At 36.0% G+C, this 25329-nt stretch carries 27 protein-coding genes and 1 other annotated feature; of the genes, 10 read left to right on the forward strand and 17 right to left on the reverse strand.

The window, feature by feature from the left end; genetic code table 11:
• Nucleotides 1-205: 205 nt before the first annotated feature.
• The 3 genes from rpsD (at nt 206) to BR87_RS13010 (ending at nt 1937) form a co-directional block, all read left to right on the forward strand.
• Nucleotides 206-811 (forward strand): 30S ribosomal protein S4, encoded by a 606-nt coding sequence (gene rpsD / locus BR87_RS03680; RefSeq protein WP_035028823.1) that lies wholly within the window; start codon nt 206-208, stop codon nt 809-811.
• 363 nt (nt 812-1174) lie between these two features.
• Nucleotides 1175-1531, forward strand: coding sequence for a hypothetical protein (locus BR87_RS03685; RefSeq protein ID WP_035028826.1), 357 nt, complete (start codon nt 1175-1177; stop codon nt 1529-1531).
• 262 nt (nt 1532-1793) lie between these two features.
• The gene (locus BR87_RS13010; protein WP_156959080.1) at nt 1794-1937 is read left to right on the forward strand and encodes a hypothetical protein; all 144 of its coding nucleotides are present in this window, start codon (nt 1794-1796) and stop codon (nt 1935-1937) included.
• A 37-nt stretch (nt 1938-1974) separates the two neighbouring features.
• Here the strand turns inward: BR87_RS13010 and BR87_RS03690 are convergent, their stop codons facing one another.
• Nucleotides 1975-2616 carry a DUF1054 domain-containing protein gene (locus BR87_RS03690; protein WP_035028828.1) on the reverse strand — a complete coding sequence of 214 codons (642 nt, stop codon included), beginning with the start codon at nt 2614-2616 and terminating at the stop codon, nt 1975-1977.
• 270 nt (nt 2617-2886) lie between these two features.
• Here BR87_RS03690 and BR87_RS03695 point away from each other — a divergent pair, with 270 nt between their 5' ends.
• On the forward strand, nt 2887-3336 hold the full coding sequence (locus BR87_RS03695) for a YueI family protein (protein WP_035028830.1): 450 nt from the start codon (nt 2887-2889) through the stop codon (nt 3334-3336).
• A gap of 221 nt (nt 3337-3557) precedes the next feature.
• Here BR87_RS03695 and BR87_RS03700 read toward each other — a convergent pair whose 3' ends face one another.
• The 4 genes from BR87_RS03700 to BR87_RS03715 all read right to left on the reverse strand — a co-directional run bounded on the left by BR87_RS03700 (nt 3558) and on the right by BR87_RS03715 (nt 5698).
• Complete coding sequence (locus tag BR87_RS03700) at nt 3558-4079, reverse strand: GNAT family N-acetyltransferase (protein WP_035028832.1); 522 nt, start codon at nt 4077-4079, stop codon at nt 3558-3560.
• 84 nt (nt 4080-4163) lie between these two features.
• Complete coding sequence (locus BR87_RS03705) at nt 4164-4856, reverse strand: 5'-methylthioadenosine/adenosylhomocysteine nucleosidase (protein WP_035028834.1); 693 nt, start codon at nt 4854-4856, stop codon at nt 4164-4166.
• Between the two features lie 20 nt (nt 4857-4876).
• Nucleotides 4877-5128 carry a cell wall synthase accessory phosphoprotein MacP gene (gene macP / locus BR87_RS03710; protein WP_035028836.1) on the reverse strand — a complete coding sequence of 84 codons (252 nt, stop codon included), beginning with the start codon at nt 5126-5128 and terminating at the stop codon, nt 4877-4879.
• An 18-nt stretch (nt 5129-5146) separates the two neighbouring features.
• On the reverse strand, nt 5147-5698 hold the full coding sequence (locus tag BR87_RS03715) for an NUDIX hydrolase (RefSeq protein ID WP_035028838.1): 552 nt from the start codon (nt 5696-5698) through the stop codon (nt 5147-5149).
• 235 nt (nt 5699-5933) lie between these two features.
• Here BR87_RS03715 and BR87_RS03720 point away from each other — a divergent pair, with 235 nt between their 5' ends.
• The 6 genes from BR87_RS03720 to BR87_RS03745 all read left to right on the forward strand — a co-directional run bounded on the left by BR87_RS03720 (nt 5934) and on the right by BR87_RS03745 (nt 12032).
• The gene (locus BR87_RS03720; protein ID WP_035028841.1) at nt 5934-6638 is read left to right on the forward strand and encodes a 5-bromo-4-chloroindolyl phosphate hydrolysis family protein; all 705 of its coding nucleotides are present in this window, start codon (nt 5934-5936) and stop codon (nt 6636-6638) included.
• Between the two features lie 20 nt (nt 6639-6658).
• Nucleotides 6659-7876, forward strand: coding sequence for a toxic anion resistance protein (locus BR87_RS03725; protein ID WP_035028844.1), 1218 nt, complete (start codon nt 6659-6661; stop codon nt 7874-7876).
• 421 nt (nt 7877-8297) lie between these two features.
• Nucleotides 8298-10490, forward strand: a complete 2193-nt coding sequence (gene nrdD, locus BR87_RS03730; protein WP_035028847.1) for an anaerobic ribonucleoside-triphosphate reductase — start codon at nt 8298-8300, stop codon at nt 10488-10490.
• Between the two features lie 33 nt (nt 10491-10523).
• Nucleotides 10524-11084 (forward strand): anaerobic ribonucleoside-triphosphate reductase activating protein, encoded by a 561-nt coding sequence (gene nrdG / locus BR87_RS03735; RefSeq protein WP_035028850.1) that lies wholly within the window; start codon nt 10524-10526, stop codon nt 11082-11084.
• A gap of 134 nt (nt 11085-11218) precedes the next feature.
• Entirely contained in the window at nt 11219-11467 is a 249-nt protein-coding gene (locus BR87_RS03740; protein ID WP_035028853.1) for a GlsB/YeaQ/YmgE family stress response membrane protein, read from the forward strand.
• Between the two features lie 118 nt (nt 11468-11585).
• Nucleotides 11586-12032, forward strand: a complete 447-nt coding sequence (locus tag BR87_RS03745) for an SRPBCC family protein (protein WP_035028856.1) — start codon at nt 11586-11588, stop codon at nt 12030-12032.
• A 524-nt stretch (nt 12033-12556) separates the two neighbouring features.
• Here BR87_RS03745 and ileS read toward each other — a convergent pair.
• The 12 genes from ileS to murG all read right to left on the reverse strand — a co-directional run bounded on the left by ileS (nt 12557) and on the right by murG (nt 25305).
• Nucleotides 12557-15337: an isoleucine--tRNA ligase gene (ileS, locus tag BR87_RS03750; protein WP_035028859.1), complete on the reverse strand. Its 2781-nt coding sequence runs from the start codon at nt 15335-15337 to the stop codon at nt 12557-12559.
• Nucleotides 15338-15484: 147 nt separating this feature from the next.
• On the reverse strand, nt 15485-15949 hold the full coding sequence (locus tag BR87_RS12810; RefSeq protein ID WP_084683558.1) for a group II intron maturase-specific domain-containing protein: 465 nt from the start codon (nt 15947-15949) through the stop codon (nt 15485-15487).
• On the reverse strand, nt 15862-16806 hold the full coding sequence (gene ltrA, locus BR87_RS03755) for a group II intron reverse transcriptase/maturase (RefSeq protein WP_244877023.1): 945 nt from the start codon (nt 16804-16806) through the stop codon (nt 15862-15864). Before ltrA ends, BR87_RS12810 begins: the two co-directional genes overlap by 88 nt.
• Before the next feature lie 406 nt (nt 16807-17212).
• Nucleotides 17213-17431 (reverse strand) — a binding site (T-box leader).
• Nucleotides 17427-18092, reverse strand: coding sequence for a DivIVA domain-containing protein (locus BR87_RS03760; protein WP_035028862.1), 666 nt, complete (start codon nt 18090-18092; stop codon nt 17427-17429). Its footprint overlaps the feature before it by 5 nt.
• Before the next feature lie 59 nt (nt 18093-18151).
• Nucleotides 18152-18934, reverse strand: a complete 783-nt coding sequence (locus BR87_RS03765; RefSeq protein ID WP_035028865.1) for a YlmH family RNA-binding protein — start codon at nt 18932-18934, stop codon at nt 18152-18154.
• A gap of 16 nt (nt 18935-18950) precedes the next feature.
• Nucleotides 18951-19244 carry a YggT family protein gene (locus BR87_RS03770; protein ID WP_244877024.1) on the reverse strand — a complete coding sequence of 98 codons (294 nt, stop codon included), beginning with the start codon at nt 19242-19244 and terminating at the stop codon, nt 18951-18953.
• Nucleotides 19245-19264: 20 nt separating this feature from the next.
• A complete protein-coding gene (locus BR87_RS03775; RefSeq protein ID WP_035028868.1) occupies nt 19265-19756 on the reverse strand; it encodes a cell division protein SepF in 492 nt (163 codons plus the stop codon).
• A 44-nt stretch (nt 19757-19800) separates the two neighbouring features.
• The gene (locus BR87_RS03780) at nt 19801-20478 is read right to left on the reverse strand and encodes a YggS family pyridoxal phosphate-dependent enzyme (RefSeq protein ID WP_035028871.1); all 678 of its coding nucleotides are present in this window, start codon (nt 20476-20478) and stop codon (nt 19801-19803) included.
• A 4-nt stretch (nt 20479-20482) separates the two neighbouring features.
• Nucleotides 20483-21751: a cell division protein FtsZ gene (gene ftsZ / locus BR87_RS03785; protein ID WP_035028873.1), complete on the reverse strand. Its 1269-nt coding sequence runs from the start codon at nt 21749-21751 to the stop codon at nt 20483-20485.
• 33 nt (nt 21752-21784) lie between these two features.
• Nucleotides 21785-23113 (reverse strand): cell division protein FtsA, encoded by a 1329-nt coding sequence (ftsA, locus tag BR87_RS03790; protein WP_035028875.1) that lies wholly within the window; start codon nt 23111-23113, stop codon nt 21785-21787.
• Nucleotides 23114-23274: 161 nt separating this feature from the next.
• Nucleotides 23275-24180 (reverse strand): cell division protein FtsQ/DivIB, encoded by a 906-nt coding sequence (locus tag BR87_RS03795; protein ID WP_084683559.1) that lies wholly within the window; start codon nt 24178-24180, stop codon nt 23275-23277.
• A 24-nt stretch (nt 24181-24204) separates the two neighbouring features.
• Nucleotides 24205-25305 (reverse strand): undecaprenyldiphospho-muramoylpentapeptide beta-N-acetylglucosaminyltransferase, encoded by a 1101-nt coding sequence (gene murG / locus BR87_RS03800; protein ID WP_035028877.1) that lies wholly within the window; start codon nt 25303-25305, stop codon nt 24205-24207.
• Between the last annotated feature and the right edge of the window lie 24 nt (nt 25306-25329).

The following is a 25329-nucleotide window of genomic DNA, read 5'->3' on the forward strand; positions in this document are numbered from 1 at the left end:
CTTTAGTTGTCTGCATTGTATAATTCAATTTGTGTAAAATAATGCAGCGTGAAAGTGGTATTCACGTCAACAGTTTATTGCCAACTATGGTGCATTTGTGTAACCTGCGGCTGCAAAGGTGAAGAATGAAAAATAAACTGCACGAAATACTGAACTATCAACTTATTATTTTACTCCAAATTATATTTATTGGAGGAATTTTATTATGTCACGTTATACAGGTCCAAGTTGGAAAGTTTCACGCCGTTTAGGTATCTCACTTTCTGGCACAGGTAAAGAAATTGAACGCCGTCCTTACGCACCAGGTCCTCATGGTCCTAACAGCCGTAAGAAATTAACAGAATACGGTTTACAATTACAAGAAAAACAAAAATTACGTAATATGTATGGAATGAACGAACGCCAATTTAAAAACTTATTTACTAAAGCTGGTAAAATTAAAGAAGGTAAAGTTGGGGACAACTTTATGATCTTATTAGAACAACGTTTAGACAATGTTGTTTACCGCTTAGGCTTCGCAACTACTCGTCGTCAAGCTCGTCAATTAGTAAACCATGGTCACATCCTTGTGGATGGCAAACGTGTAGATATCCCATCTTACAGCGTTTCAGTTGGTCAAGTCATTTCTGTTCGTGAAAAATCTAAAAACATGGAAATCATCACTTCTGCTGTTGAATCTTTATTCGGCCGTCCAGAATTCGTTAGTTTCGATGCTGAAAAATTAGAAGGTTCATTGAATCGCTTACCATTACGTGAAGAATTATACGCTGAAATCGACGAATCATTTATCGTTGAATTCTACAACCGTTAATCTAATTAAATTCTATTTGTTGCTTGTAAAGGCTTCTGGAGTGATGTTAATCATCACTTCAGGAGCCTTTTTTATTCTGCTTAATATCCCCATTGATTCATTCATTTAAAAATTTTGGTTCTTTATTAAACATACTAAAATAAGTAGTAAAATTTCCTCTGGAATTTACGTGTCCACTTGCAAGAAGCCGTGGGGTCGGCACCGACCCTTCTGCTCTTCTAAACCCATCCTCAAGAATTCATGGCTCTGTTTTCACATTTCAGACATAAATGGATAAGTTTTTTCTAACTTAACCAACTAGATGATTTATTCGTACTTGTTTATGCCTTATAATGGTGTTATCAATTACCTGAGGTGAGGCCTATGTTAATCGAAATAAATGATAATTTTATGAATGAGATCATCCGCCTTTCAGAAGCTGCAAATTTAACACCAGGAGATTTTATTGAAGCTGCTTTTAAAAATACCCAGCATTTAAAAGATGATCTTTTGGAGGAAAAGAAAGACTTTTCAAATTTTATAGAAGATTATCATTTTGTCTTGAACCATCTAACTGATCACCAAGAAAAGGTATTATCTTCTATTAGAGAAATTGATGATTCACCCGCTATGGAAAGCGTGTTTGAAGAATTAATCCGGCTTTCAAGCGACGATATTTGGTTATTAAGTAAATTATATAAAAAGTATAAAGAACAAAATTCGTTTACCCAATTGTCTTAAAAAAAAGGCCATTAGATAGTTAAAAAATCTAAAAAAATTTTATTTAACTGTATTTTTTTTGAAGAAACTTTTCTGCTTAAATTGCTTCATCTTCTACTTAAAGTTTCTTATTTAAAGCGAAACTTTATCGTTTACTACCCAGCTTTTTCATGGTAAAATATACTAATTAAGATAGTGAATGCGCTATTATTCCTCAATCACTTTTTTATTATTTCTAGCACTTATTTTAAATAAACTATTCTATTTTAAAGGAGCGTACATTGTGTACAATCAAACTATACTTGAAGTTTCTGGTACTTCTGTCAAATTAACTCGTAACCGGTCTACTTTTATTCTCTATCTGTCAAATGATAATGAGGCTCTTATTTTATATGATTATATGGCACGACGCATCCACGAAAAATAAACAAAAACGTTGAGACAGTTGGTCTCAACGTTTTTGTTTATTTTACCTTAGCTAATGGATAAGCCTTCATTGCTTGTCGGTATAAGGGAATCAATTGTTGAAAAGTCGACAAAATAAATTCTTGCAACGCTTGAGGATCGTTAAAAATAGGATCCTCTGCCATCAGCTGTCTTCCAACTAAAAATTCTCCTTTTTTAACGTCTCTCCATTTACTTAATCCTTTAATCAGGTCTGCCTCTTGCATAGCTGTAACATTTTCTTTGGTGTGATCAAAAGATACAACATAGTCTGTTGTTAATTGTTCTAGATTAAAAGGATTTTCAATAAAGCTCTGAGCCATTTCTTCTTCGAATTGAGGATTATCGATAAAAGCTAACCACATAAACAGATGAGAATGATACAAACCAAGTTGAAAATGGGGATACCTTTTATAGCCGCGGTTATCTCCACCAATTGCACACCAAGTATCTTTTGGCGGGTTTTTTGAACGCCTTAAATGTTGAGCAATATGTACTGGTAAAGAATCTACTTGTAAAGCATCACTTAATTCTGTTGAAATAAGCTGTCCTAGTTCTTTAAATTTTGGTTGAATCATTTTCCGAATAGCACCCATTCGAGGCTCCAATCCATCAATTAAAAAAATATCAAAATCATCGGTTGTAAATGTTACTAAGCTCATTAGCGTCAGCTCCTTAATTCTTATTCTTTTCTATTATGGCACATTACCAGTAAAAATTTAATAGTGAGTTAGCAAATAGATACCCAAAAGGCAGGGAACCCATTCATTCACTTATTGTTTATTCTCTTTGTATTGCATTCCGAATCATGATTCGTTCTTTTAAATGGATCAGCCTATTAAACTAAATAAATTAACAATAGCAACAACTATGGTATACTGGAACTAATAATGAATTGGGAAAAGCAGCATCCCTTAAAAAGGAGAATCTTTATGAGTTCTGATAATGTACAAGATTATTTAAATAAAGGAATGTATGGTGCTAATCAAACGAACCCGGAAGAAAGACGGAAATATCTCGGAAGCTTGAGAGAGCGTATTTATTTATCTATGACAATAGAACAAGTTATTTCAAAAAACTATCTAAGCACATTAAAAAAAGAAATAATTGCACATCCTAATCATACCCTTTTGTTAAATGGAACGATTGACATGGAAAATTTAGAAGCTTATATCCAATTGAGCAATCAATTACATTGTCCTTTTAGAATGGTATCTGATGAAAATGCTAAAAAGACTTCGATTGGGTTGGTTTACGTAGCGAAAGAAGCGGTTAACGTCGAAGTTATTGATGTTTCTAAAAAGCAAAAACCGGCTGAAGAAACAACTGCAGAAAAAAAAGTTCCTGAGAAAAAATCATTTTTCAAACGATTCTTTTCTTAATTGAAAGCCTAATTTACAAGAGCTGAGAGAGAACTCCTATTATACGCGGAGTCCTCTCTTTTTTTCGACTTACACACCATTGGTTTCCTTCCCAATGAAGGGTCGCTCTTTTATCCTTTCTTAATTGTAAAAGGCAACAAAAAAACGAAAAACGGAACACTTTTTAGTGGTCGGCTTTCGTTTTACTTGTTCTTAATTTTTCAACATTTTTACACTCTTATTTAACTCATAGGATACCATTTATAATTTGCAATCGGCTCATCTCCACCAATTAGACCTTCTCCTATTTTAACAAATCCAATTTTTTTTAAGATATGTTGTGACTTTTTATGTCTCAAATAGGTCTTTGCGTAAACAGTGTGTATTTTTTTATCGATAGTCAACCACTGTAAAAAAGCTTTTGAGGCTTCGGTTGCATAACCTTGATTTGCGTAAGGCTCTACGATGCCGTAACCCAATTCTGCTATACCCGTCTTATCAGGTTCCCCTTGTGCGCTTACTTCTCCAATGATTCTATTTTCTTTTTTTAAAATAACTAGCCTAGTCCACTTTTCCTTTTCTTGTTCCTGTTTGATTTCCTCTAATACAAAAGGTAGGTAAAAAAAGAATTCGACGCCCGGCCATTCTTTTGCAACAGTATATCCTGAAACTTCAGAAAGCTTTTCATCACCTAGTAAAGTTGCTTCAATAAAAGCAGCGGTATAAGGAACTAGTAAGAGTCTATCTGTTTCTAAAATGGTCATCCCTGCTTCCTCTTCTCTCTTAAAAGGCTAGGCAAAACCTGCAGCACTCATTCAAATGAATAATCTCAAAAATTAAAAATGCTGCTAATCGATTGCAGCGATTAGCTCTAAAACCATGCTAGCTGATTTCTTCCCTGCTTCGATAATAAATTCATCAAAACTTATACCGGCTTCTTCATCAGCAACATCTGACATCGTTCTTACGATGACAAAGGGTTTCTTGAATTGATACCCTACTTGAGCAATTGCAGCTCCTTCCATTTCAGCTGCTAAAGCATCTGGAAAATGACTGAGAATTTTTTCCGTCTCCTTTTTTCCAGCAACAAAAAAGTCACTAGTCACTATCAATCCATTAACAGGATGCAAGCCGACACTTTTTGCAGCTTTGGTTGTCTGTTCAATCATGGCCTTGTCTGCTGAATAACGTGCAGGCATTTGGGGAACTTGTCCAATTTCATAATTGAATACAGTCGCATCTACATCATGATAAGCCAGTTGTGAGGAAATAACTACGTCGCCTACAGCCAGTCCTTGCCCGATGCCACCTGCTGAACCAGTATTGATCAAAACATCTGCCCCATATTGAGCAATCAACAATGTCGCAGCAATAGCCGCATTGACTTTGCCTATACCCGATTGAACCAGGACAACTTGGTGTTCTGCTATTTTCCCAGAAATAAAAGTTGCATTTGCTTGTGTCCATTCTTTTCCATCTACCATTTTTGTTTTTAGCAGTGCTACTTCCTCTTCCATAGCTCCAATAATTCCAATTTTCATTTAGCTTCTCCTCTTTACTATCAGATTAAAAAAACAATGATCAGCACTATAACCAACAACAAGGAAACTACAATAATCGCTTTTGTCAATAACTTGTCCACACTGCGGTATTTATCATTTTCTGTTTTACGGCTTTTCGTTACTTTACCTTCTTTTTCCATTTGTTTCTGATAAGATTTTTCAACTTTTTCACGTTCTTTAGCTCTTTTTTTTGCTTCTTTTTCTTCTTGTTCTTTTATTTTACGCAATTCCGCTCTTGTTTTTTGATCCATTACTTTATTTACCCCACTTTAATTCTTTGTCTGCCTAGTCAATTTCCAATAGAAAAGAGCAAATACTGTCTTAGAGTCAATGATCAATTGTTGCTCATATGCTTCCCAGGCTTCTTCAAAAGATAACGTTAGAATTTCAATAAATTCATCTTCATCTTGAGCAAGAGGTTGATCCACTTTGGTTAACCCTTCAGCCCGATAAATGTAAACCAATTCGTTTGTAAATCCAGGTGACGTATAAAAAGAAGTTTCTAACTCAAATCGTGCTGCTCGAAAACCCGTTTCCTCTTCCAGTTCTCTTTTTCCCGTTTCTGCCGGCTCTTTATCTGTCGCATCAATTTTTCCTGCTGGAATTTCTAAAATCGTCTTCTCAATGGCTTTCCGAAATTGCTTAACAAAAACCATTTTGCCATCTGCTGTAAATGGCATAATAGCCACGGCTCCATCATGTTTTACGATCTCACGGTCAGCTTTTTTCCCATTAGGCAAGAGAACTTTTTCTACCCAATATTCAGTTATGTTTCCTTTGTAAATAAGTTCTTTATTAACTGTTTTTTCTACAAAATCCATTTCGCTTCCTCCCGACTGTAAACATTGACTTCTTTCATATCATACCTTTTCAATTTTTATTTTTCAATCCTCAACTTGATTTAACTCTTTTCTAAGTTCGTTTACACTTTAACAAAAGTCGTAGTTAGAAATCCTTCTTTAGTCTGATGGGCCTTTTAGAATCATTTATGATAAAATAGAATTATAAAATGATAATCGAATACAGGAGTTAAATAAAAAAATGGAGTGAACCTCAATGAATGATTTCCTTAAAAATCTTAATGATATTTTACGCTATACGTTCACAAGTATCTCAACAATTTTAATCTTTTTGGTACTTCTCTTTATCTTCAACTTAGGTTTATGGTGGTCTTTAATTATCAGTATTGGAATCGGCGCTTTCTTCTTTTATAAACAACATGAAGCTAGTGTTGCCAATCCAAAGAAAAGACTACGCAAAGTTTCTTCAGAAAAAGAAGCTTTTTATAAGTCAAATGGAATGAGTAAAGACGAAATACAATTTTTTAGAGAAACTATGTATGCTGCTAAATTACAGATTTTGACTTTAGAAAAGAATATGCATTCTGTTTCTAAATTAACAGCTATTGAACAACGCAATAACACGGTTCATCTAGCTAAATCTTTATTCAAAGAAATCACTGAAGAACCGCGTCGCTTGAACGAAGTAGATAAATTTCTTTACGTACATTTGCCTTCTTTAGTTGATTTAACAAATAAATACATTGAAATCAACTTGCATGAAGTTAAAAACAAGTCTACTTTTGAAGTATTGGATCAAAGTGCTACTACTATTGATGAAATGTGCCGTCTCATTGCTGTTGATTATGTTGCTTTTAAATCAGGTGATTTTGATGATATGAGTTTGGAAGTTGAGCTTGCAAAAAAAGCCATTGAGCGCGACAATGGAGAAACCAATACTATTGAAGACCAAGAACTTTAATGGAATAAGGAGATGAGCAAATGAATGAAGAAAAAAATGATATCACGTCAAATGATGTCCCTTTAAAAAAAGTAAACTCTGAATTAGATGATCTATTAGCCAATCCTTTTGGAGAAGTTGCTGAAAATGCACCCACTGTAAAACATTCTGTTGAACAGAATATGGTGGAAACAGAAAAAGCTGATCGTTTGCTTGATCGCTTACCAGAAGAACGTCAAAATCAAGCCAAAGCTTTAGCTGAACAAATTGATGTGACTAATGTGCAATCTGTTATGAGTTATGGTGCTGCTGCTCAGCAAAAACTTGGAGAATTTTCTCATGCCATGTTAAATCATGTTCAGAACCAAGATACCGGAGAAATTGGAGATTCTTTAAATGATTTAATGTTTCGTTTAAACGAAGCGAACCCGGAGGATCTAAGAGTTGAAGATCATAACGTTTTTAAAAAGATATTCGGACGAGTAAAAAAATCCATTTATGAAATGACAGCTAAGTATCAAAAAATTGGCGCTCAAATTGATAAAATCGGTGTTAAACTAGACAAAGAAAAAAATGGCCTGATTAACGATAATATGATGTTGGAACAACTTTATCAAAAAAATAAAGATTATTTCGATGCATTAAATATTTATATTGCAGCTGGAGAAATCAAAATGGATGAATTAACCGATACTTTGATTCCTGAAGCAGTAAAAACGGCTGAAAAAAGTTCTAGTCAGATGGATGTTCAAACGGTAAATGATTTAAATCAGTTTTTAGACCGTTTGGAAAAAAGAACGCATGACTTAAAATTAGCTCGTCAAATGACGATTCAACAAGCTCCTCAAATACGTTTAATTCAAAATACCAATCAAGCCCTAGCTGAAAAAATCCAATCTTCCATTAACACAGCTATTCCGCTTTGGAAGAATCAAATTGCTATTGCATTAACTTTATTACGCCAAAAAGATGCAGTTACTGCTCAAAGACAAGTTTCAGAAACGACAAATGACTTATTGAAGAAAAACTCTGAAATGCTAAAAATTTCAACAATTGAAACCGCTAAAGAAAATGAACGAGGCGTTATTGATATTGAAACCTTACAAAAAACTCAAAATGATTTAGTCGAAACCCTGCAAGAAACATTGCAAATCCAAAAAGATGGCCGTATCAAACGTAAAGAAGCTGAAAAAGAATTGACTGTTATGGAAACGACTTTGAGAGATAAATTGCTAGAATTAACCAGTGATCAATCTTAATTGAATAATAAAAAAAGCTTTCTTTTTCTGAATTAAAACAGAAAAAAGAAAGTTTTTTTTGTAGAACATTATAAATTTTCTGCATTCAATATCTAACTTTCAATCCTTGTCATGGCTGTTGCTGCTTCAGCAGTTTTAAAGATATGATACACTTGGGCCCATGCCCACAATGCTCCTTTTAAAACACCTTTACATGGCTGCAAGTAGCCACTATCCCTCCAAAAATTTCAAGATTGTGGAATAGATTCATTTTACTTACTAACACCAAAAATGATAGAACTGTTTTTTGTTCCAATAAATTTCTCCCTTTTCCCTAGAACAGTTGTTAAGACTGTGGTACACTATATGGTATAAAATCTACACAAGAAACTACATATTGTGTTTCCGAGCTTTTTATGCGGATCATAAGGAGGAAAAAAAGATGAAAAAAATAAACTCAACACACGCTTGTGATTTACTGAACAAAAATTCAGTTGTGAAATTACGTGTGCTTAAACGTGATGGTCGAGAAGTTGCATTTCAAGAAGAAAAAATCTATGCTGCTCTTTTGAAAGCTGAACAACAACTTCAGCCAAACTCTCTAGTTGATAGCACAGAAGATTTGCGCAATGTCATGAAGCAAATTAAAAGTAACCTTTCAAATTGGGGAAGAGATGCAATTTCTGCAGATCATATTCGTGCCATTGTGATGCAGGTACTGGCTGCTCAAAAAAATACAGAACTAGCAGAAGTTTATCAACGTTTTCGGCTTCAGACTGATAAAAAGCAGCTAGAAGAAACAGATATCAACTATACAATCCATACCTTATTAAAGAAAGATCCTTCTTTAGTCAATGAAAACGCCAACAAAGATAGCGATATTTTTAATACTCAGCGTGATTTGACAGCTGGAATAGTTGGCAAATCAATCGGTTTAACTTTGTTACCCAAATCTGTTCGCAATGCTCATCAAAAAGGCGATATCCATTATCATGATTTAGACTATCACCCCTATTCGCCTATGACAAATTGCTGCTTAATCGATTTTAAACAGATGTTAGCTAAAGGTTTCAAAATTGGCAACGCTGAAGTTGAAAGTCCTAAATCTATTCAAACGGCAACAGCACAAATGGCTCAAATTATTGCAAATGTTGCTTCAAGCCAATATGGCGGATGCAGTGCTGATCGAATTGACGAAACATTAGCTCATTATGCTGAACTGAACTTTAAAAAACATTTAACAACAGCAGCAGAATGGATCACAGAAGAAGAAAAAAGACACGACTATGCTCTTAAAAATACCAGGAAAGACATATACGATGCCATGCAAAGCTTGGAATATGAAATCAATACACTCTTTTCTTCTCAAGGGCAAACTCCCTTTACTACTTTAGGGTTTGGCTTAGGAACAGATTGGTATGCTCAAGAAATTCAAAGAGCTATTTTATCCGTGCGAATCAATGGTCTTGGCAAAGAAAAAAGAACTGCTATTTTTCCTAAACTTATCTATACATTAAAACGAGGAGTAAACCTTGAAAAGACCGATCCTAATTATGATATAAAACAATTGGCGGTCGTTTGTACAACTAAAAGGATGTATCCCGATGTGCTAATGTATGAAAAAATTGTAGAATTAACTGGTAGTTTTAAAACACCTATGGGTTGCCGCTCTTTCTTACAAGGATGGAAAGATGAAGATGGCATGGAAGTAAATTCCGGTCGTATGAATTTAGGAGTAGTTACACTAAATTTGCCTCGTATTGCACTTGAATCTAAAGATAATCCAGAAAAATTCTGGTCTATCTTAGATGAACGCTTACTTATCTGTAAAGATGCTCTTGTTTATCGGATAAAGCGGATCAAAGAAGCTGTTCCAAGTAATGCCCCTATCCTTTATCAATATGGTGCTTTTGGCAAACGCCTTGAAAAAGATGAATCAGTTGATGAAGTATTTAAGAATAAGCGAGCTACCATCTCTCTTGGATACATTGGACTCTATGAAACTGCTACTGTCTTTTTCGGTTCTGCATGGGAACAAAATCCAGCAGCAAAGGATTTCACGTTGGCTATCTTAAATCATTTAAAAAAACAGGCGGATGATTGGAGCAATAAATACGGCTATCATTTCAGCGTTTATTCAACACCTAGTGAGAGCTTGACCGATCGCTTTTGTCGACTGGATACAAAAAAATTCGGCATTGTGCCTCACATTACCGAAAAAGGATATTATACCAATAGTTTTCATTATGATGTCAGGAAAAACATTACTCCCTTTGACAAAATAGAGTTTGAAAAAGACTACCCTAAATATGCTAGCGGCGGCTTTATTCACTACTGTGAATATCCAAATATGGAGCAAAACCCCAAAGCATTAGAAGCTGTCTGGGATTTTGCTTATGATAAAATTGGTTATTTAGGTACTAATACGCCCATCGATCACTGTTATCAGTGTGATTTCACAGGTGATTTTGATCCTACAGAAGTTGGTTTTAAATGTCCACAATGTGAGAATCATGATCCTAAAACCTGTGATGTCGTAAAGCGCACTTGCGGTTATCTAGGCAACCCTCAAGCTAGACCGATGGTAAAAGGGCGTCATCAAGAAATAGCCTCACGTGTCAAACATATGAAGTAAGCGACTATTTTATTTACATTTAGGAGGGATATGATGAAGAAACCAAAACCACAAGAATGGTTGGCAAAAGATTTTAGTCAAATGAAAGTGGCAAGTTATAAACCATTTAACTTTGTTGACGGAGAAGGTGTACGATGCAGTTTATATGTAAGCGGGTGCTTATTTGCTTGTAAGGGCTGCTATAACAAGATTGCTCAAAACTTTAATTACGGTGTACAGTATACACAAGAACTAGAGGATCAAATCATAGAAGACTTAAGGCAGACATATGTGCAGGGCCTTACTCTCTTAGGCGGAGAACCCTTTTTAAATACAGGAATTACTATCCCTTTAACAAAACGTCTAAAAGAAGAATTTGGGGCCACTAAAGATGTTTGGGCTTGGACTGGCTACACTTGGGAAGAATTGCTATTAGAATCAACAGATAAGCTTGAATTGCTTTCCTATATCGATGTTTTGATCGATGGTCGTTTTGAGATAACGAAACGAGATTTGTCCTTACAATTTAGAGGCAGTTCCAACCAAAGAATCATTGATGTTCCGCAATCTTTAAAGACGAACTCGCTTGTCCTTTGGAAGCAGTTTACTGATTAATGCGATAACTGTCTCTCTTTTTTTCTAATAAATCTCTTTTTTCAATGCTTATCATTTGAACTGTGAACGATTTGTGTCTATAATAATAATAGTAATAGATTTATTACTTACTTATTTAGAAAGAGGAGGAAAACATAATGGGATTTATTTGGTCATTAATCGTAGGTGGCGTTTTAGGAGCCATAGCAGGAATGATTTTAGGTAAAGATGTACCAGGTGGTATTATTGGTAACATTATTGTCGGATTTATTGGATCATGGATTGGTTCTTCATTGTTAGGAAACTGGGGACCGATTATTGGCGGTTTTGCTATCTTACCAGCTTTAATTGGAGCTGTAATACTAATCTTTATCTTCTCACTTATTGTGGGCAGACGTAAATAAAAATTAAGCAGGTTAAACAACTTGTCTTGATTTTTAAAGAGAAAACTCTTTGGTGATCTTTCCCAAAGAGTTTTTTCTTATTTGTTTTATCTATAATTATGCTAAAAGGAGAAATAAAATGGCTAGTGAATACTACTCTTTAACGGTTGAAACTCCTATTTTTAAGGTCTGGGAAAATCTCAAGAATCCTGCAAATTGGTTACTTTTTTTACCTGGTTTTAAACAACTTACTCAACTTTCACCAGATTCGCATCAAGTAAATCTTTCATTATTACTTGGCTCTGTAGAACGCGATACTCTTTTGACTTTTCATTTCACGACTGATTCGCAGCAAAACCTGATTTCTTTTACGTTTTCTTCAACAAATGGAAAAGTTACCGGGTATGGAAAATTGTCAGTCACTGCTCTTTCAAATGAAAAAACTCTCTTAGAAACTTTTTTAGATATAACATTAAAAGGAAAAACGAGTTTACTGCTTGCCCCGGCATTATCTTCTATTAAAAAGAAGTGGGCATATGAACTGCTAACACAAATGAAAGAATTTCTAGAGCAAAAAAACGAGTAAAACATGTGATCCAATACCGATCTGAGAACTGGTTGCAGTTTTTTCTGTGAAAACAGCATAGCCGGATTAAGATAAGCGAGCAGCAAATGATTACACAGTTTTGCTGCTGTCTGTTGAAATACATTTAAGAAAAATCATTAAGAAACCGAAAAGAGGATGAGCTGTTGGTCTCATCCTCCCTTTTTATTTTGGTTCTTTGTGAACCGTGTTGGTATTACTTAGATAATGGAATTTCCTCCGGAATTTACGCCTCTGCTTGCAAGAGCCATGGGAGCGACTGGAGCCTTCTCTGTCTCCAGCCTTTCAAGCCTTGTCATGGCTGTGGCTGCTTCAGCAGTTTCACAGACATGCTACACTTGGGCGCATGCCCACAGTGCTTCGTTTTTTAAAAATCCTTTACATGACTGCAAGCAGCCGTTATTCCTTCGAAAATTTCAAGATTGTGGAATAGATTCATTTTTCTTACCAACACCAAAAATAATAGAGCCAAAAAAACTCGCTAGGATAATCCTAGCGAGTAGCTTTTATTCTTCTGAAGTTAAAGCTTCTGGAAAGTTTTCTGAAACAATAGCGGCACAACGACTGCACAATGTTGGAGCTTGTTCATTGCTACCGACATCTTCTCGGATAGCACGGCATCTTTCACATGTTTCTCCATGTGCGTGTTCAACCACTACAGCAAATGATTCAAATTGTAGAGCTGTTTCAGGTGCTTCACTCTTATCAGCAGCAACCTCTAACTCAGATACAATAAATAATTGTCCAATATTGCTGTTCAAAGTGACAAACAAATCTCTAGTTGGTTCTGTTGGATAGAGAGTTAATTTAGCTTCAAATGATTTACCAATTTTCTTCTCATTCCGTGCTTCTTCTAACGCTTTTTGCACATCTTGACGAATAGCCATAAATGCACTCCACATATCCATCAGCTCAGCTTCATTTTCGTATGTTTCAACTTGAGGCATTTCAGATAACTGAACAAATTCTTCAGTCTCGCTTAATAATCCCCAAATTTCTTCTGCTGTATGCGGTAAAATAGGCGTTAACAATTTAGTTAATTTAACCAATACTTCATAAAAAACGGTTTGCATTGCTCGACGTTCATAAGCGTCTTCTGCTTCGATATAAACAACATCTTTAGCAAAATCTAAATAAAATTGAGATAGGTCAACCGTACAGAAATTATTGATTAATTGATAAATTGCCGAAAATTCATATTTTTCATAATTTGATACAGTTTTTTCAACCAATTGATTCAAACGGACCAACATGTATTTGTCGACAGAACGCAAATCATTAAAGGCAACAGTATGTTGTGCAGGCTGAAAATCAGAGGTATTAGCGAGTAAAAAGCGCATAGTATTGCGGATCTTACGATAAACTTCCGAAACTTGTTTCAAAATTTCGTCGCTGACACGTACATCGGCTTGAGCATCTACACTAGAGACCCAAAGACGAATAATATCGGCTCCCATTTGTTTTGTTACTTTATCAGGAGACATCGTATTGCCTAGCGATTTACTCATTTTGCGACCTTCGCCGTCTAAAACCATTCCTTGAGACAAAACTGTTTTATAAGGTGCTACGCCATTAATAGCAACGCTTGTTGTAATACTTGAGTTAAACCAGCCACGGTATTGATCAGAACCCTCCAAATACATATCTGCCGGGAAAGATAAATTAGCTCTTCCTCTTAAGACAGCTTCATGGGATGAGCCAGAGTCAAACCAAACATCCATAATATCTTTTTCTTTTGTAAAATGATTATTCGGACTTGATGGGTGTGTGAAGCCTTCAGGTAATAGGTCTTTGGCTTCTCGTTCAAACCAGACATTAGAACCAAATTTCCCAAATAATGTTGCAACATGATCGATCGTTTCTGGAGTAATAATGGGTTCGCCATTTTCCCCATAAAAGATCGGCAAAGGCACACCCCAGGCACGTTGACGAGAAATAACCCAATCACCGCGATCACGTACCATATTGTAAAGCCGTTGCATTCCCCATTGTTGCACCCAGTTTACGCCTTTGACAGCTTCCAAAATTTCTTCTCTAAACTGATCAATGGAAGCGAACCATTGTGGTGTTGCCCGGAAAATAACCGGTTTTTTAGTACGCCAGTCATGCGGATAACTATGCATAAAGAAGCTCAAATGCAATAATGCACCTTTTTCTTCTAGCATCTCTGTAATGATCTTATTTCCTTTATCATAAAAGACACCTTCTAACCCCGGTGCTTCATCTGTAAAGCAGCCTTTGTCATCAATTGGCGACAAAACGCCCAATTTGTACTTCTGTCCAACAATAAAGTCGTCGTCTCCATGCCCAGGAGCAGTATGCACTAACCCAGTACCAGCGTCTAATGTCACGTGATTTCCTAAAATAACTAACGAGGTCCGATCATATAGTGGATGCTGAACTGTCATATATTCCAAATCTTTCCCTTTAAGTTCATTGATGATTTCGACTTGCTTCCAGCCAATTTCTTCCGTAACTTTTTCAATCAAATCTTTAGCCAAAACATACTTTTTACCATCTGCTACAACAACAGCGTATTCGTATTCTGGATGAACCGAAATTCCTAAGTTTGAAGGAATCGTCCATGGTGTTGTGGTCCAGATCACGAAAGAAGTTGCATCATCGATTAGCCCTTTACCGTCCACTACTTTAAAAGCAACATAAATACTAGGCGATTTAACATCTTTGTATTCAATTTCTGCTTCTGCTAGAGCCGACTCACTAGATGGCGACCAGTAAATGGGTTTTAATCCTTTATAGATATAACCTTTTTCTGCCATCTTCCCGAAAACACGAATTTGCGCTTCTTCATAATCAGGCGTTAAAGTTACATAAGGATTATCCCATTCACCAGTAACTCCTAAGCGTTTAAAATCTTCACGTTGTTTATTGATTTGCTCCCAAGCATAATCTTCACATAATTTACGAAATTCTGCTATAGACATTTCTTTCCGTTTAACACCTTTATTAGTTAACGCTTGTTCAATCGGCAATCCATGAGTATCCCAACCTGGAACATATGGCGAACGAAATCCAGACATTGATTTGTAACGAACAATAATATCTTTGCTGATTTTATTTAGTGCATGTCCAATATGAATATTTCCATTTGCATACGGAGGACCATCATGCAAAATAAAAGTAGGTTTTTCTCTATTTAATTCTTGTCGTTGCCCATAAACATCTGCTTCTTCCCAATCTTTTTGCCATTCTAGTTCACGAACGGGCAAATTACCGCGCATTGGAAAAGTAGTTTTTCCAAGTTGTAGAGTTTCTTTCATTTTCATTAGTTTATTCCTCCATTTTTTCTCTATTCAGTATTTATTAGCGTACTGCTTCCTTTAAAAAATTGCAACTTTCTTACAAACGAGTAGGAGGAACCTTACGGTTCCGACCTCTCACACCACCGTACGTACCGTTCGGTATACGGCGGTTCAATAACTTGAGTATCTTGTTTGGGCAGACGCATACAGTTGGGATAAATCTTTTAATCCCCACTTTATGAGTCTGTCTTTTGTTATAGCTGTATGAATAATGTGGTTTTTGGATGTTCTCCAGTACCCTTTTCGAGAAGCAGCTAATTTTAATGCGTCATCATGTTGGATACCATATCTTTTTAACATAGTATAACGTGTTTTAACTTTCTTCCATCGTTTCCAGATAAGTTGCCGAAGCCTGTGGTTTAACCAGGATTGTGTTTCTGCTATAAAGGTTTTCATATAACTGATACCATAATAATTAATCCAACCAACGGTAACTTGATTAATCTCTTTTACAATGTTCAGGAAAGTTCCTGGTCGTTTACGACTAGTTAGTTTTTGAAGTTTGTCTTTGAATCTTCGTTGTGCCGACTTAGCAGGTCGGCATCCAACTTTCCCATGTGGTTCATAATATGGAATCCTAAAAACTTCGCTTTTGTTGGAGTGGTCACCTTGCTTTTCTTTTGATTTACTGTTAGTCGTAAATCTTTTTCTATATACTCAGTAACACTCTCCATGACTCTTTCACCAGCACGCTGACTTTTAACATAGATAACGAAATCATCCGCGTAACGAATAAATTTATGCCCTCTTCTTTCTAGTTCTCGATCTAGTTGGTTTAGATATACATTTGCGAGTAAAGGTGACAGTGGGCCACCTTGCGGTGCCCCCTTATCTGTTTCGATATAGATATCTTTATCTAATATCCCAGAGCGAAGAAATTTCCAGATTAACTTTAATACAACTTTATCTTGGATAAATTCTTCTAAATAGGCTCTAAGCTTTTGATGGTGGATGGTATCGAAATAACTTTTCAAATCGCAATCGACCACTATTCTATACCCTTCTTCATAATATTCTTCCGCTTTTTGTATGGCTTGATGGGCACTTTTACCTTTACGGAAACCAAAACTATTATTTGAAAAATAGGGGTCAATCATTGGGTCGATAACTTGCAAAATAGCTTGTTGAACAACTCTATCAAGTACACTTGGAATACCTAAATAACGTTTAGAACCATCTGGTTTTGGTATGGGCACTCTTCGAACAGGTTGAGGTTTATACGTACCGTCCTTTAGTTTCTGTACTAACGTTGGGTAATATTTCTTCATATGGTCCTCTAGCTCTTCGACCGTGATACCATCTTGTTCTTTCATCTCCATGCTGTCACTACTACGCGCTCTTACATACTCTTTCGCTTCCAGCTTGTCCCTTTGTAAGAAGCCATCTTTTCGGTCTTTACCACGATGTTTTCTGCGATTTTGTAGTGACTTCACCTCCTTGTTTCTTCAAGATTATTATTGTTCTGCCCTTCAGAGAACGGCGTTCTCCTACTATGGCATCTGCTGACTTCTCACTATTCGTTGTTACTACGGTGTTTGCCGCTAGTGAGACCTCCCCGGGTAAGAATGATAACCTTCCACTCATGTCACTGCCTCATTTACTGTAGGAGATTCGTGCAGTATAGGACTTCACTTTATTTGGCAAGCTCGTCCATCTCCAGTCAGCCTTGTATGAGATTTCTGTTCGTCAGTGCGAGTGTTTGCGTCCAGCTTCCTTCAGATTCCTCCTCACGGGGGACACCCTTGCTATTCGCTAACAGTTCCTACTGCAAAGCCTGTAGTGGACTTTCACCACCAAGTTATCACCCATGCCGGGCGCACCAAAAAAACTCCGCCCCTAAAAAGGGACGAAGTTTTTCGTGGTACCACCCAAGTTTAGAAAATAGCAACCTATTTTCTCTCAAGTAATGGATAACGGTCATTACCCGGCTAATTTTACTCCATCTTTCAAATTAGCACTCTTGGAGGATCTTACAATAAAAGGGACTGTTAGACTTCCACCATTTTCTAACTCGCTAAAAAGTTTTTTATTGTTTTCTGTTCCAATCATTGTTTTACGCGTTTGGTAATTCTATTGCAGGCATTGTACCTTCTGTAGGTTGTTCTTCAGCTGCAGAATCAGTAGCATTTTCTTGAGCAGTCGTTGTTTCTTCTCGTTCTTCTTCGATTAACTGTTCATTTTCTTCATGGCCTTCTTTTTGTTCTAAACTAGAAAGCATCTCTTTTAATGTAGGGATCGCCAAAGCTTCATCTTGTGAAGGTTTTAAAATGTCTTCCCATTCTTCGTTTTTAACCATTTCTAATTGAGATTCGATCATCAGTTGTAACCGTTGTTTAAAGACTCTGCTTTGTTTTCTCAATTCATCGGTCTCAGTTGTAATCTTTTTTGCTTTAACGACAGCTTCATCCAACAAGCGATCAGCATTTTTCTCAGCTTCTAACCTGATCAATTCTGCTTCTTTTGCAGCATTTTCTTTCAAGCGATCTGCAGCATCTTGAGCTACAATTATAGACTTATTTAACGCATCTTGCAAATTATTATAATGAGTTACTTTTTCTTCAGAAAATTTTAGATTTTTTTCTAATTCACGATTTTCTTTAAGAACCATTTCATAGTCTTTAATAATTTGATCCAAATAATCATTCACTTCATCTTGATCATAACCACGCATCTTGACAGGGAACTCTTTATTATGTATATCTAAAGGAGTTAACACCATTGAAGACACCTCCATTATCTTATTTTTTTACAAGTTGTTGCTGAAAATGACTCATACATTTACTTATGCAGTATACCGAATTGTACGCGCCATTTGTCTTTTTTAGTTTTTCCTGCAATTTCTTTTACTTGCAATCTTCCAAAGCCCCGCACTGAAACAATATCTAATAAACCCAATTCAAAATCTGGCCGCGTTAGTTCTGCCCAATTTAATTTGATTTTACCTGATTCAATCATTTGTTTTGCTCTTTGCCGGGATATTTTAAATAGACTAGCAATAACCGTATCTAAACGCATAGAAGAAACTGTTTCTTGAACAATTGTCCAACTGTCAATAGGTACTAAAATATCAAGATATGTTTTTTCTTCCATCCGTATAGAAACATTTCCTATTTTTTCTATTTGGTTTCCAATAAAATTCTTCATATTATTCTCTATAAAAAATTGCCATCTTTCTCCGTCGGATATAATATCGCCAAAATGGTTTCTTTTCAGGCCAGTTGATAACAAGGTCCCCAACACTTTTCCATGTGATAATTTGGCAAATTTAACAGGATAACGGATTTCAAATAATGCAATATCAAAATCATCTTGTTTCGGTATAAAATACTCAGGACAGATATACACTCTAATTCGTTCAGCGGCTTCATAGCCGCCGAATGAATAGATTTTTATACCGCTTCTTTTTCCTACGATTGTCTCAAGTATATATACTTGTCTTGGGTCTAAAAAATTGGTGAGATAAGGGGTGTACTGGTCTTCACATTCTTGTACCCAATCGGTCACTTGATCAATAAAAGGACGTTCTTCTTTTCTAAAGTGTTGGTAAACATTCTCTATCATCAGAAAACCTCCTTGTTCAAAAGCCCATCAATAATCTCAATATTATTTGAAAGAGAGAATACAATCCTCTTTGTGCTAAGTTCAATACAAAGATACCCACAATTCCTGAAACACTGATCATTCCGATTGGTGGAATGATTCTCCTAAAAAAACCTAAATAAGGTTCGCAAATACGAGTCAAGATTTGACCAAATTTAGATTGATAAGCTCCAGGAAGCCAAGACATCAAAATATATATAACAAGGAGCGTCGAATAAATTTGAATTAATTTTGTTAGAATCACATATAAACCAGAAATAATAGTAAACACTTTTAGGCTATTCCTCTTTTCTAATATAAATCTTTTTCTCTCATTATATCTGTTAATGCTCCATCAATGCTGACATTTTTTGGAGTGCATAAAAAGATTTCATTTCCTATACGTTGGATGTCTCCATCTAATGCATAAACCGTCCCGGTCAAAAAGTCTACAATTCTCTTTGCCTGTTCTTCATCCATACGGACAAAATTTAAAACGACTGATTGATCATTTAACAAGATATTTGCAATTTCTTGTACTTCTGAATAAACCCGTGGTTCAAAAATGGTTATTTTAGACTGTTGTTGTGTAGGGTGCTGATTAATTGATACAACCTTATTACTTTTAGCCTGCTCACGTCTTGTATTGATTATGGGAGCCGCTGTTGCATCAATATTTCGTTGCTTATTAGATTTAGAAGAAACAGGGATGCCTGTTTCTTTCGAAGGGTTCATCTCGTTGTCGTTTATTTCTTCCTCTTCATCTAAACCAAAAAAACGATTAAAATTATTCATCATTCCCATTTTAATCCTCTCCTCAATCAAGCAAATTTTTCTAACCCTTTATGCTACTCTTTAAACAACGTTGTTCCTACTCTGATAAACGTTGCTCCTTCTTCGACAGCGATTTGAAAGTCTCCGCTCATCCCCATGCTAAGTTCCGTACATGGAGCATAACTTAAAGCTTTTTCTGCTATTTTCTGTTGGTATTCTTTTAACGTTGCAAAAATATGACGTATTCTGGTTTTATCATCTGTTAATGGCGCCATTGTCATCAAACCAATGATTTTAATTTTAGGGTAGTCAGCTAGCTGCTGAATAAACTCTTCTATCTCATCTGGCTTTATCCCGCTTTTTGACATTTCCCCGCTTACGTTTACTTGGAGAAAACAAGAAATAATTGTTTCAGCTCTTTTTTCGATTTCCTTTGCTAACGATAGACGATCCAATGAATGTAAGTAATCAATCTGATTGATTACACTTTTCACTTTTCTAGTCTGCAAATTCCCAATAAAGTGCCACGTAATTTTTTCTTTACCAATTATTTCTTGTTTTTCGATTAATCCTTCAGGCCGGTTTTCGGCTAATTGGTGAAAACCTTCTTGAAGGATCGCTTTTGTTAATTCAGCAGAAACATTTTTAGTAACAGCAACGACTTCCACACTTGATCTTTCGCGATGTGCTTTTTCAAGCGACTCGTTTAATTTTTTTTCAAACTGAAGAACATTTTCATGAACATTTACCATACTGTTATTTACGACGTCTTCTAAAGAATGGTGGAGTATCTAGATTATCATCCTCGTTACTCTGTGTTCTTTCTTGATTTTCTTCACGTTTGAAAACATCAAATTCTGGCTTGTCTTTTTCAAAAGTTGAATCATTTTGGTTATTAGGAATATGTTGATCGCGGACATTAGGCTCGCGGCGGATATCCCAATCGCCAAAAGGATCTTTTGAAGCATGTGGTTGTGCAGCTGATCCCGAATTTTTTCTTCTTTGAGATTCGTTTCCTTCTGAACTGCGATTGCGGCCAGTAGTTTGTGTACGGCCTTCTTTTGTTTTTGTAGTATCAATACCAGTAGCAATGACCGTTACTATAACTTCGTCACCTAGATTTTCATTAATGGATGTTCCAAAAATAATGTTTACTTCTGTTGTAGAAGCTGAAGAAACAATATCTGAAGCATCTTGCGCTTCGAATAAAGTCAAATCAGATCCGCCGGTAATATTTAATAAAACCGATTCCGCTCCATCAATAGATACTTCTAATAGTGGAGACGAAATAGCTTTTTTAGTAGCTTCTGCTGTTCTATTTTCACCACTAGCCATTCCAATTCCCATCAATGCAGAACCTTGATTTTCCATAACCGTTTTAACATCTGCAAAATCTAAGTTTACGTATCCTGGAGCAGTGATCAAATCAGAGATTCCTTGTACCCCTTGACGTAATACATTGTCTGCTTCATGAAAAGCTTCCAACATTGGCGTCTTTTTATCAACAATTTCCAATAAGCGGTTATTAGAGATAATAACCAGTGTATCAACGTGCTCTTTCATTTGAGCAACACCTTCAGCTGCAAAACGACCACGTTTCGGACCTTCAAAAGTAAACGGACGCGTAATAACTCCTACTGTTAAAGCACCTTGCTCTTTTGCGATACGAGCCACAATAGCTGCTGCACCAGTACCAGTTCCTCCGCCCATACCAGCCGTTACAAAAATCATATCGGCACCACGCAAAGCTTCAGCAATTTGTTCTTCGCTTTCTTCTGCAGCTTTACGTCCAATTTCTGGATTTGCACCTGCGCCTAAACCACGTGTTAATTTTGGTCCTAATTGGATTTTCACTTCTGCATTTGATCCTGCAAGTGCTTGAATATCTGTATTGGCTACGATAAACTCTACACCTTTAACACCTTCATCAATCATACGGTTGACGGCATTGTTTCCCGCTCCGCCCACACCGATCACTTTAATTATTGCCCCATTAGCTGGATTTGTATCGAACTCTAATTCCATTCTATTTCCTCCTACTTGCACTTTTTAGTGGTATTAATCGAAAAAATTAGAAAAGAAGCTTTTGGCTTTGTATGAGAATGTATCTTCTTTTCTTTTGGCTGTTTTCTTTGGTTCATCCGCTGCTTCAACTTGATTTTTATCATAATCTAAATCTGTTAGATGCGAATCATGAGCCGAACCAGCTTCAATCTGCTGGTTTTTAGTAACAGAATGTCCTTTTACAATTTGGTTGATTTCATCTAAATGTGCTTCATAATGAACTAATCCAATACCTGTTGTAAAAGTTGGGTACCGCATCCCCATTTGATCAGGAATATATAGTTTAACATTGATTTCAAAGATATCTTCTGCTAAATCAACGACTCCCGGTAATGCGGCAGCTCCGCCTGTCAATATAATGCCTCCTGGCAAGTCACGAGCTTCAATAAAATCTAATTCTTTTTTTATTTTTTCAAAAATTTGAACTAAGCGGGCTTCGATAATTTCTGATAGGTATTGTTCGTCTACTTTTATAGGCTTGCTTTGTCCAACAACATCTACTGGAAACTCTTCATCCGGAGAAGTTTCTTCTGGCAAAGCATATCCATAATCGCGTTTGATTCTTTCAGCACTTTCAAGTGACGTATTTAAAACAACAGAAATATCTTTTGTTACATATTCTCCGCCTTCTTGATTAACATATGCAAATTTCAATTGATTATCGTGCATAACCGATACGGTGGTTTGACCGCCTCCCATATCAATTAAAATAGTGCCGAAATCGCGTTCTCCGTCTGTCATCGCTATGCTGCTTGCTGCTAACGGCTGGAGAACGATATCTTGAATATGCAATCCTGCTTTTTCAACACATCTTTTTGTATTATGAAGAATGGTTTTCGGCCCAGTGATCATCGTTGCGTGCATTTCTAATCGAACACCGATCATCCCCCGTGGATCTTTTATTCCATCGAATCCATCTACTAAGAATTCTTCCGGGAAAACAGCAAGGATTTCACGTTCAGGCGGTACCGATTTTACCATAGCAGCTGCTAGAACACTTTCTACATCTTCTTCAGTGATTTCATGGTTGTCTCCTGCGACAGCAATCATGCCATGGCACGGTTCTATTTCAATATTGTTGCTTGGAATACCCACAACAACATTACGGATGTCCACGTTTGCCTTTTGTTCAGCTTGTTTAATGGCTTTATTGATTGAGTCAACTGTTTTGTCAATATCTATTATAATGCCGCGACTCAGGCCTTCTGATTTTTCATTTCCTACTCCAATAATATTCATTTCACCATTAATAAATTCAGCAACAACTACTTTTATTGAAGTGGTTCCAATATCCAGACTTACGTACATTCCTGTATTTCTCATTCATTGAAACCTCCTTATGCTTCATTTTCAGTTTAAATTTTATATTTGTCCTTCTTCTTTACCATAGACATGTTTAATTTTACCATATCAGTTCTCAATTTACGAAGCTTTTAATAGAATTTCTCTATTATTATCGGGCTTTTTATTTCTTAGTTTTGATATTATTCTTTATTATTTGCTGATTCTGTATTTTCTTTTGGAGATTCTGATTCAAAAGGCATGAAATAAATACCTACTTCAATATTGATAACCCCTTTTTCTTCCCCTATTTTTTCCACTATATCAGGGTAATAGACCATTTTTTCCGCAAAAGACAGAATGGAAGCCACTACTTGATTGCCATCATTCATATAAAGTGTGATTAAATAATCATCTGTTTTGCTCGGGGTATATTCAATTTCAGAGATACTGTTATGAATGTTCTCGTTCAACACTTGATATTGTTCCAGCATCTTATTGAGTGCTTTTCCTTCTTTAAAATTAACGAAAATTGGCGGATTGCCAATGGATATTTTTCTACTTTCGTTTACAATTTTTCCATTTGAAAGAATATTGTAGTACTCGTCCCCTTTTTCCAAGTAGGCTACGGTCTTATATTCTGAAACCACTAATTCGTAAGAATTTATGCTATTAAATTTTAGTTTCATTGATTTCACTTGAGGCAATTGTTTTTTTACAGTTGTTTCTATTTTATTTCTCGAAAAAAAAGTTTCCCATAATGAATCTCCAGAACGTATCTGACTGGCATCAATAACAGCTTGATCGGTAACTTCTTTGGTTCCCGAAACAGAAACTTGGTCAACTTTACTTAAAGGTGTAATAAAATACACGACTATCAAAATTGCAAATGAAAATAAAAAAAGTAGCGAAACCAAGCGGCGATACATCTTTTTTCGTCGCTTCTCTTTTAATTTTGGAAGTTTATCTTCCAAAGAATAATCTTTTCCTTCGGATTGTCCCGCTCTTTTGTAGTTGTTTTTCTTTAAAGATTCGTTTTCTTTTCCAACAGAAGATAATTGCGCAGGCAATTTTTTCTTCTTATTAAAGGTTTTCCGTTCATCTGCCATGCGCTAATCCTCCTCGTACTGTTATTAATGAGTAATTTCTTGCATAATTTGAATAAGATGATCCGCTGCTTTTGGCAATCCTAATTTTTTGGCTTCAGCCGCCATCGCTTTACGAACATCTTCATGCAGCATCAATTCATCAATCGCTTGCGTTAAACTGACTCCATTTAATTCTTTTTCAGCAATCATTTTCGCTGCACCACGTTTAGTAAGACTTTCAGCATTTCTGGTTTGGTGGTCATTGGTTACATAAGGGCTTGGAATTAAAATGCTTGGCAATCCTAAAGCGGTTAATTCGGCTAATGTAGTTGCTCCACTTCTTGAAACAACTAATTCTACATTTGCAAAAACTTCAGGCATATTTTCGATATAGGGCACAACTGCTATTGAATGTGTTTTTGCTAAATGAGTCTGTACTTGCTCTTTAATTTTTTCATAATGAATTTCACCTGTAGCAAATAACAATTGGTAATCTTTAGTCGCTAATATGGGCAAAGCTTCTAAAAAAGCCTCGTTTAGGCTTCTCGCTCCTCGGCTTCCGCCAAAAATCAAGACTGTAGGTCGAATAGCATCTAACTGATATTCTTCCAAAATAGCAGAAGGTTTTATTCCTACAACTTCTTGTGCTCTCGGGTTTCCGGTGTACACAACTTTTTCAGCATATTTTCCAAATTCTGCACGCGCTTCTTCAAAGCAAACCGCTATTTTTGTTACATAACGTGCTAAGAATTTATTGGTTACGCCTGCCACGCTGTTTTGTTCATGAATGATAGTTGGTATACCTAGTTTTGATGCGGCATAAACAACTGGAGCACAAACATAGCCGCCAGTGCCGATAACAACATCAGGCTGAAATGCTTTAACGATTTTTTTAGATTTTTGTATGCTTTTAATAAATAACTGAATTGTTTTAACATTACTGATCGAAAGCGAACGTTTAAAACCTTGTATTTCAACAGATTCAAACGCAATACCTGCATTTCGAACAATTCGACTTTCTAATCCTTTTTCAGTTCCTATATAAAGAATCTCAACAGAAGGATCTAGAGCTTGCAGTCTTCTAATCAGGGCTAAGGCTGGATAGATATGCCCTCCTGTGCCGCCGCCGGATAATAAAATTTTCATTTTTATGTAAGGCCATTTTGTGGG

This window comes from Carnobacterium mobile DSM 4848, assembly GCF_000744825.1.
Classification (GTDB): Bacteria; Bacillota; Bacilli; order Lactobacillales; family Carnobacteriaceae; genus Carnobacterium_A; species Carnobacterium_A mobile.

Bases quoted from the DNA above. Each gene is read 5' to 3' on its own strand.
- BR87_RS03690 (WP_035028828.1), bottom strand. From the start codon at position 2,616: ATGAGCTTAGTAACATTTACAACCGATGATTTTGATATTTTTTTAATT.
- BR87_RS03775 (WP_035028868.1), bottom strand. From the start codon at position 19,756: ATGGGAATGATGAATAATTTTAATCGTTTTTTTGGTTTAGATGAAGAG.
- BR87_RS03700 (WP_035028832.1), bottom strand. From the start codon at position 4,079: ATGACCATTTTAGAAACAGATAGACTCTTACTAGTTCCTTATACCGCT.
- BR87_RS03685 (WP_035028826.1), top strand. From the start codon at position 1,175: ATGTTAATCGAAATAAATGATAATTTTATGAATGAGATCATCCGCCTT.
- BR87_RS03695 (WP_035028830.1), top strand. From the start codon at position 2,887: ATGAGTTCTGATAATGTACAAGATTATTTAAATAAAGGAATGTATGGT.
- ileS (WP_035028859.1), bottom strand. From the start codon at position 15,337: ATGAAAATGAAAGAAACTCTACAACTTGGAAAAACTACTTTTCCAATG.
- BR87_RS03745 (WP_035028856.1), top strand. From the start codon at position 11,586: ATGGCTAGTGAATACTACTCTTTAACGGTTGAAACTCCTATTTTTAAG.
- rpsD (WP_035028823.1), top strand. From the start codon at position 206: ATGTCACGTTATACAGGTCCAAGTTGGAAAGTTTCACGCCGTTTAGGT.
- ftsA (WP_035028875.1), bottom strand. From the start codon at position 23,113: ATGAGAAATACAGGAATGTACGTAAGTCTGGATATTGGAACCACTTCA.
- BR87_RS03720 (WP_035028841.1), top strand. From the start codon at position 5,934: ATGAATGATTTCCTTAAAAATCTTAATGATATTTTACGCTATACGTTC.
- BR87_RS03760 (WP_035028862.1), bottom strand. From the start codon at position 18,092: ATGGTGTTAACTCCTTTAGATATACATAATAAAGAGTTCCCTGTCAAG.
- BR87_RS03705 (WP_035028834.1), bottom strand. From the start codon at position 4,856: ATGAAAATTGGAATTATTGGAGCTATGGAAGAGGAAGTAGCACTGCTA.
- nrdD (WP_035028847.1), top strand. From the start codon at position 8,298: ATGAAAAAAATAAACTCAACACACGCTTGTGATTTACTGAACAAAAAT.
- BR87_RS03765 (WP_035028865.1), bottom strand. From the start codon at position 18,934: ATGATAGAGAATGTTTACCAACACTTTAGAAAAGAAGAACGTCCTTTT.
- murG (WP_035028877.1), bottom strand. From the start codon at position 25,305: ATGAAAATTTTATTATCCGGCGGCGGCACAGGAGGGCATATCTATCCA.
- BR87_RS03795 (WP_084683559.1), bottom strand. From the start codon at position 24,180: ATGGCAGATGAACGGAAAACCTTTAATAAGAAGAAAAAATTGCCTGCG.
- ftsZ (WP_035028873.1), bottom strand. From the start codon at position 21,751: ATGGAATTAGAGTTCGATACAAATCCAGCTAATGGGGCAATAATTAAA.
- BR87_RS03780 (WP_035028871.1), bottom strand. From the start codon at position 20,478: ATGGTAAATGTTCATGAAAATGTTCTTCAGTTTGAAAAAAAATTAAAC.
- nrdG (WP_035028850.1), top strand. From the start codon at position 10,524: ATGAAGAAACCAAAACCACAAGAATGGTTGGCAAAAGATTTTAGTCAA.
- macP (WP_035028836.1), bottom strand. From the start codon at position 5,128: ATGGATCAAAAAACAAGAGCGGAATTGCGTAAAATAAAAGAACAAGAA.
- BR87_RS03715 (WP_035028838.1), bottom strand. From the start codon at position 5,698: ATGGATTTTGTAGAAAAAACAGTTAATAAAGAACTTATTTACAAAGGA.
- BR87_RS03725 (WP_035028844.1), top strand. From the start codon at position 6,659: ATGAATGAAGAAAAAAATGATATCACGTCAAATGATGTCCCTTTAAAA.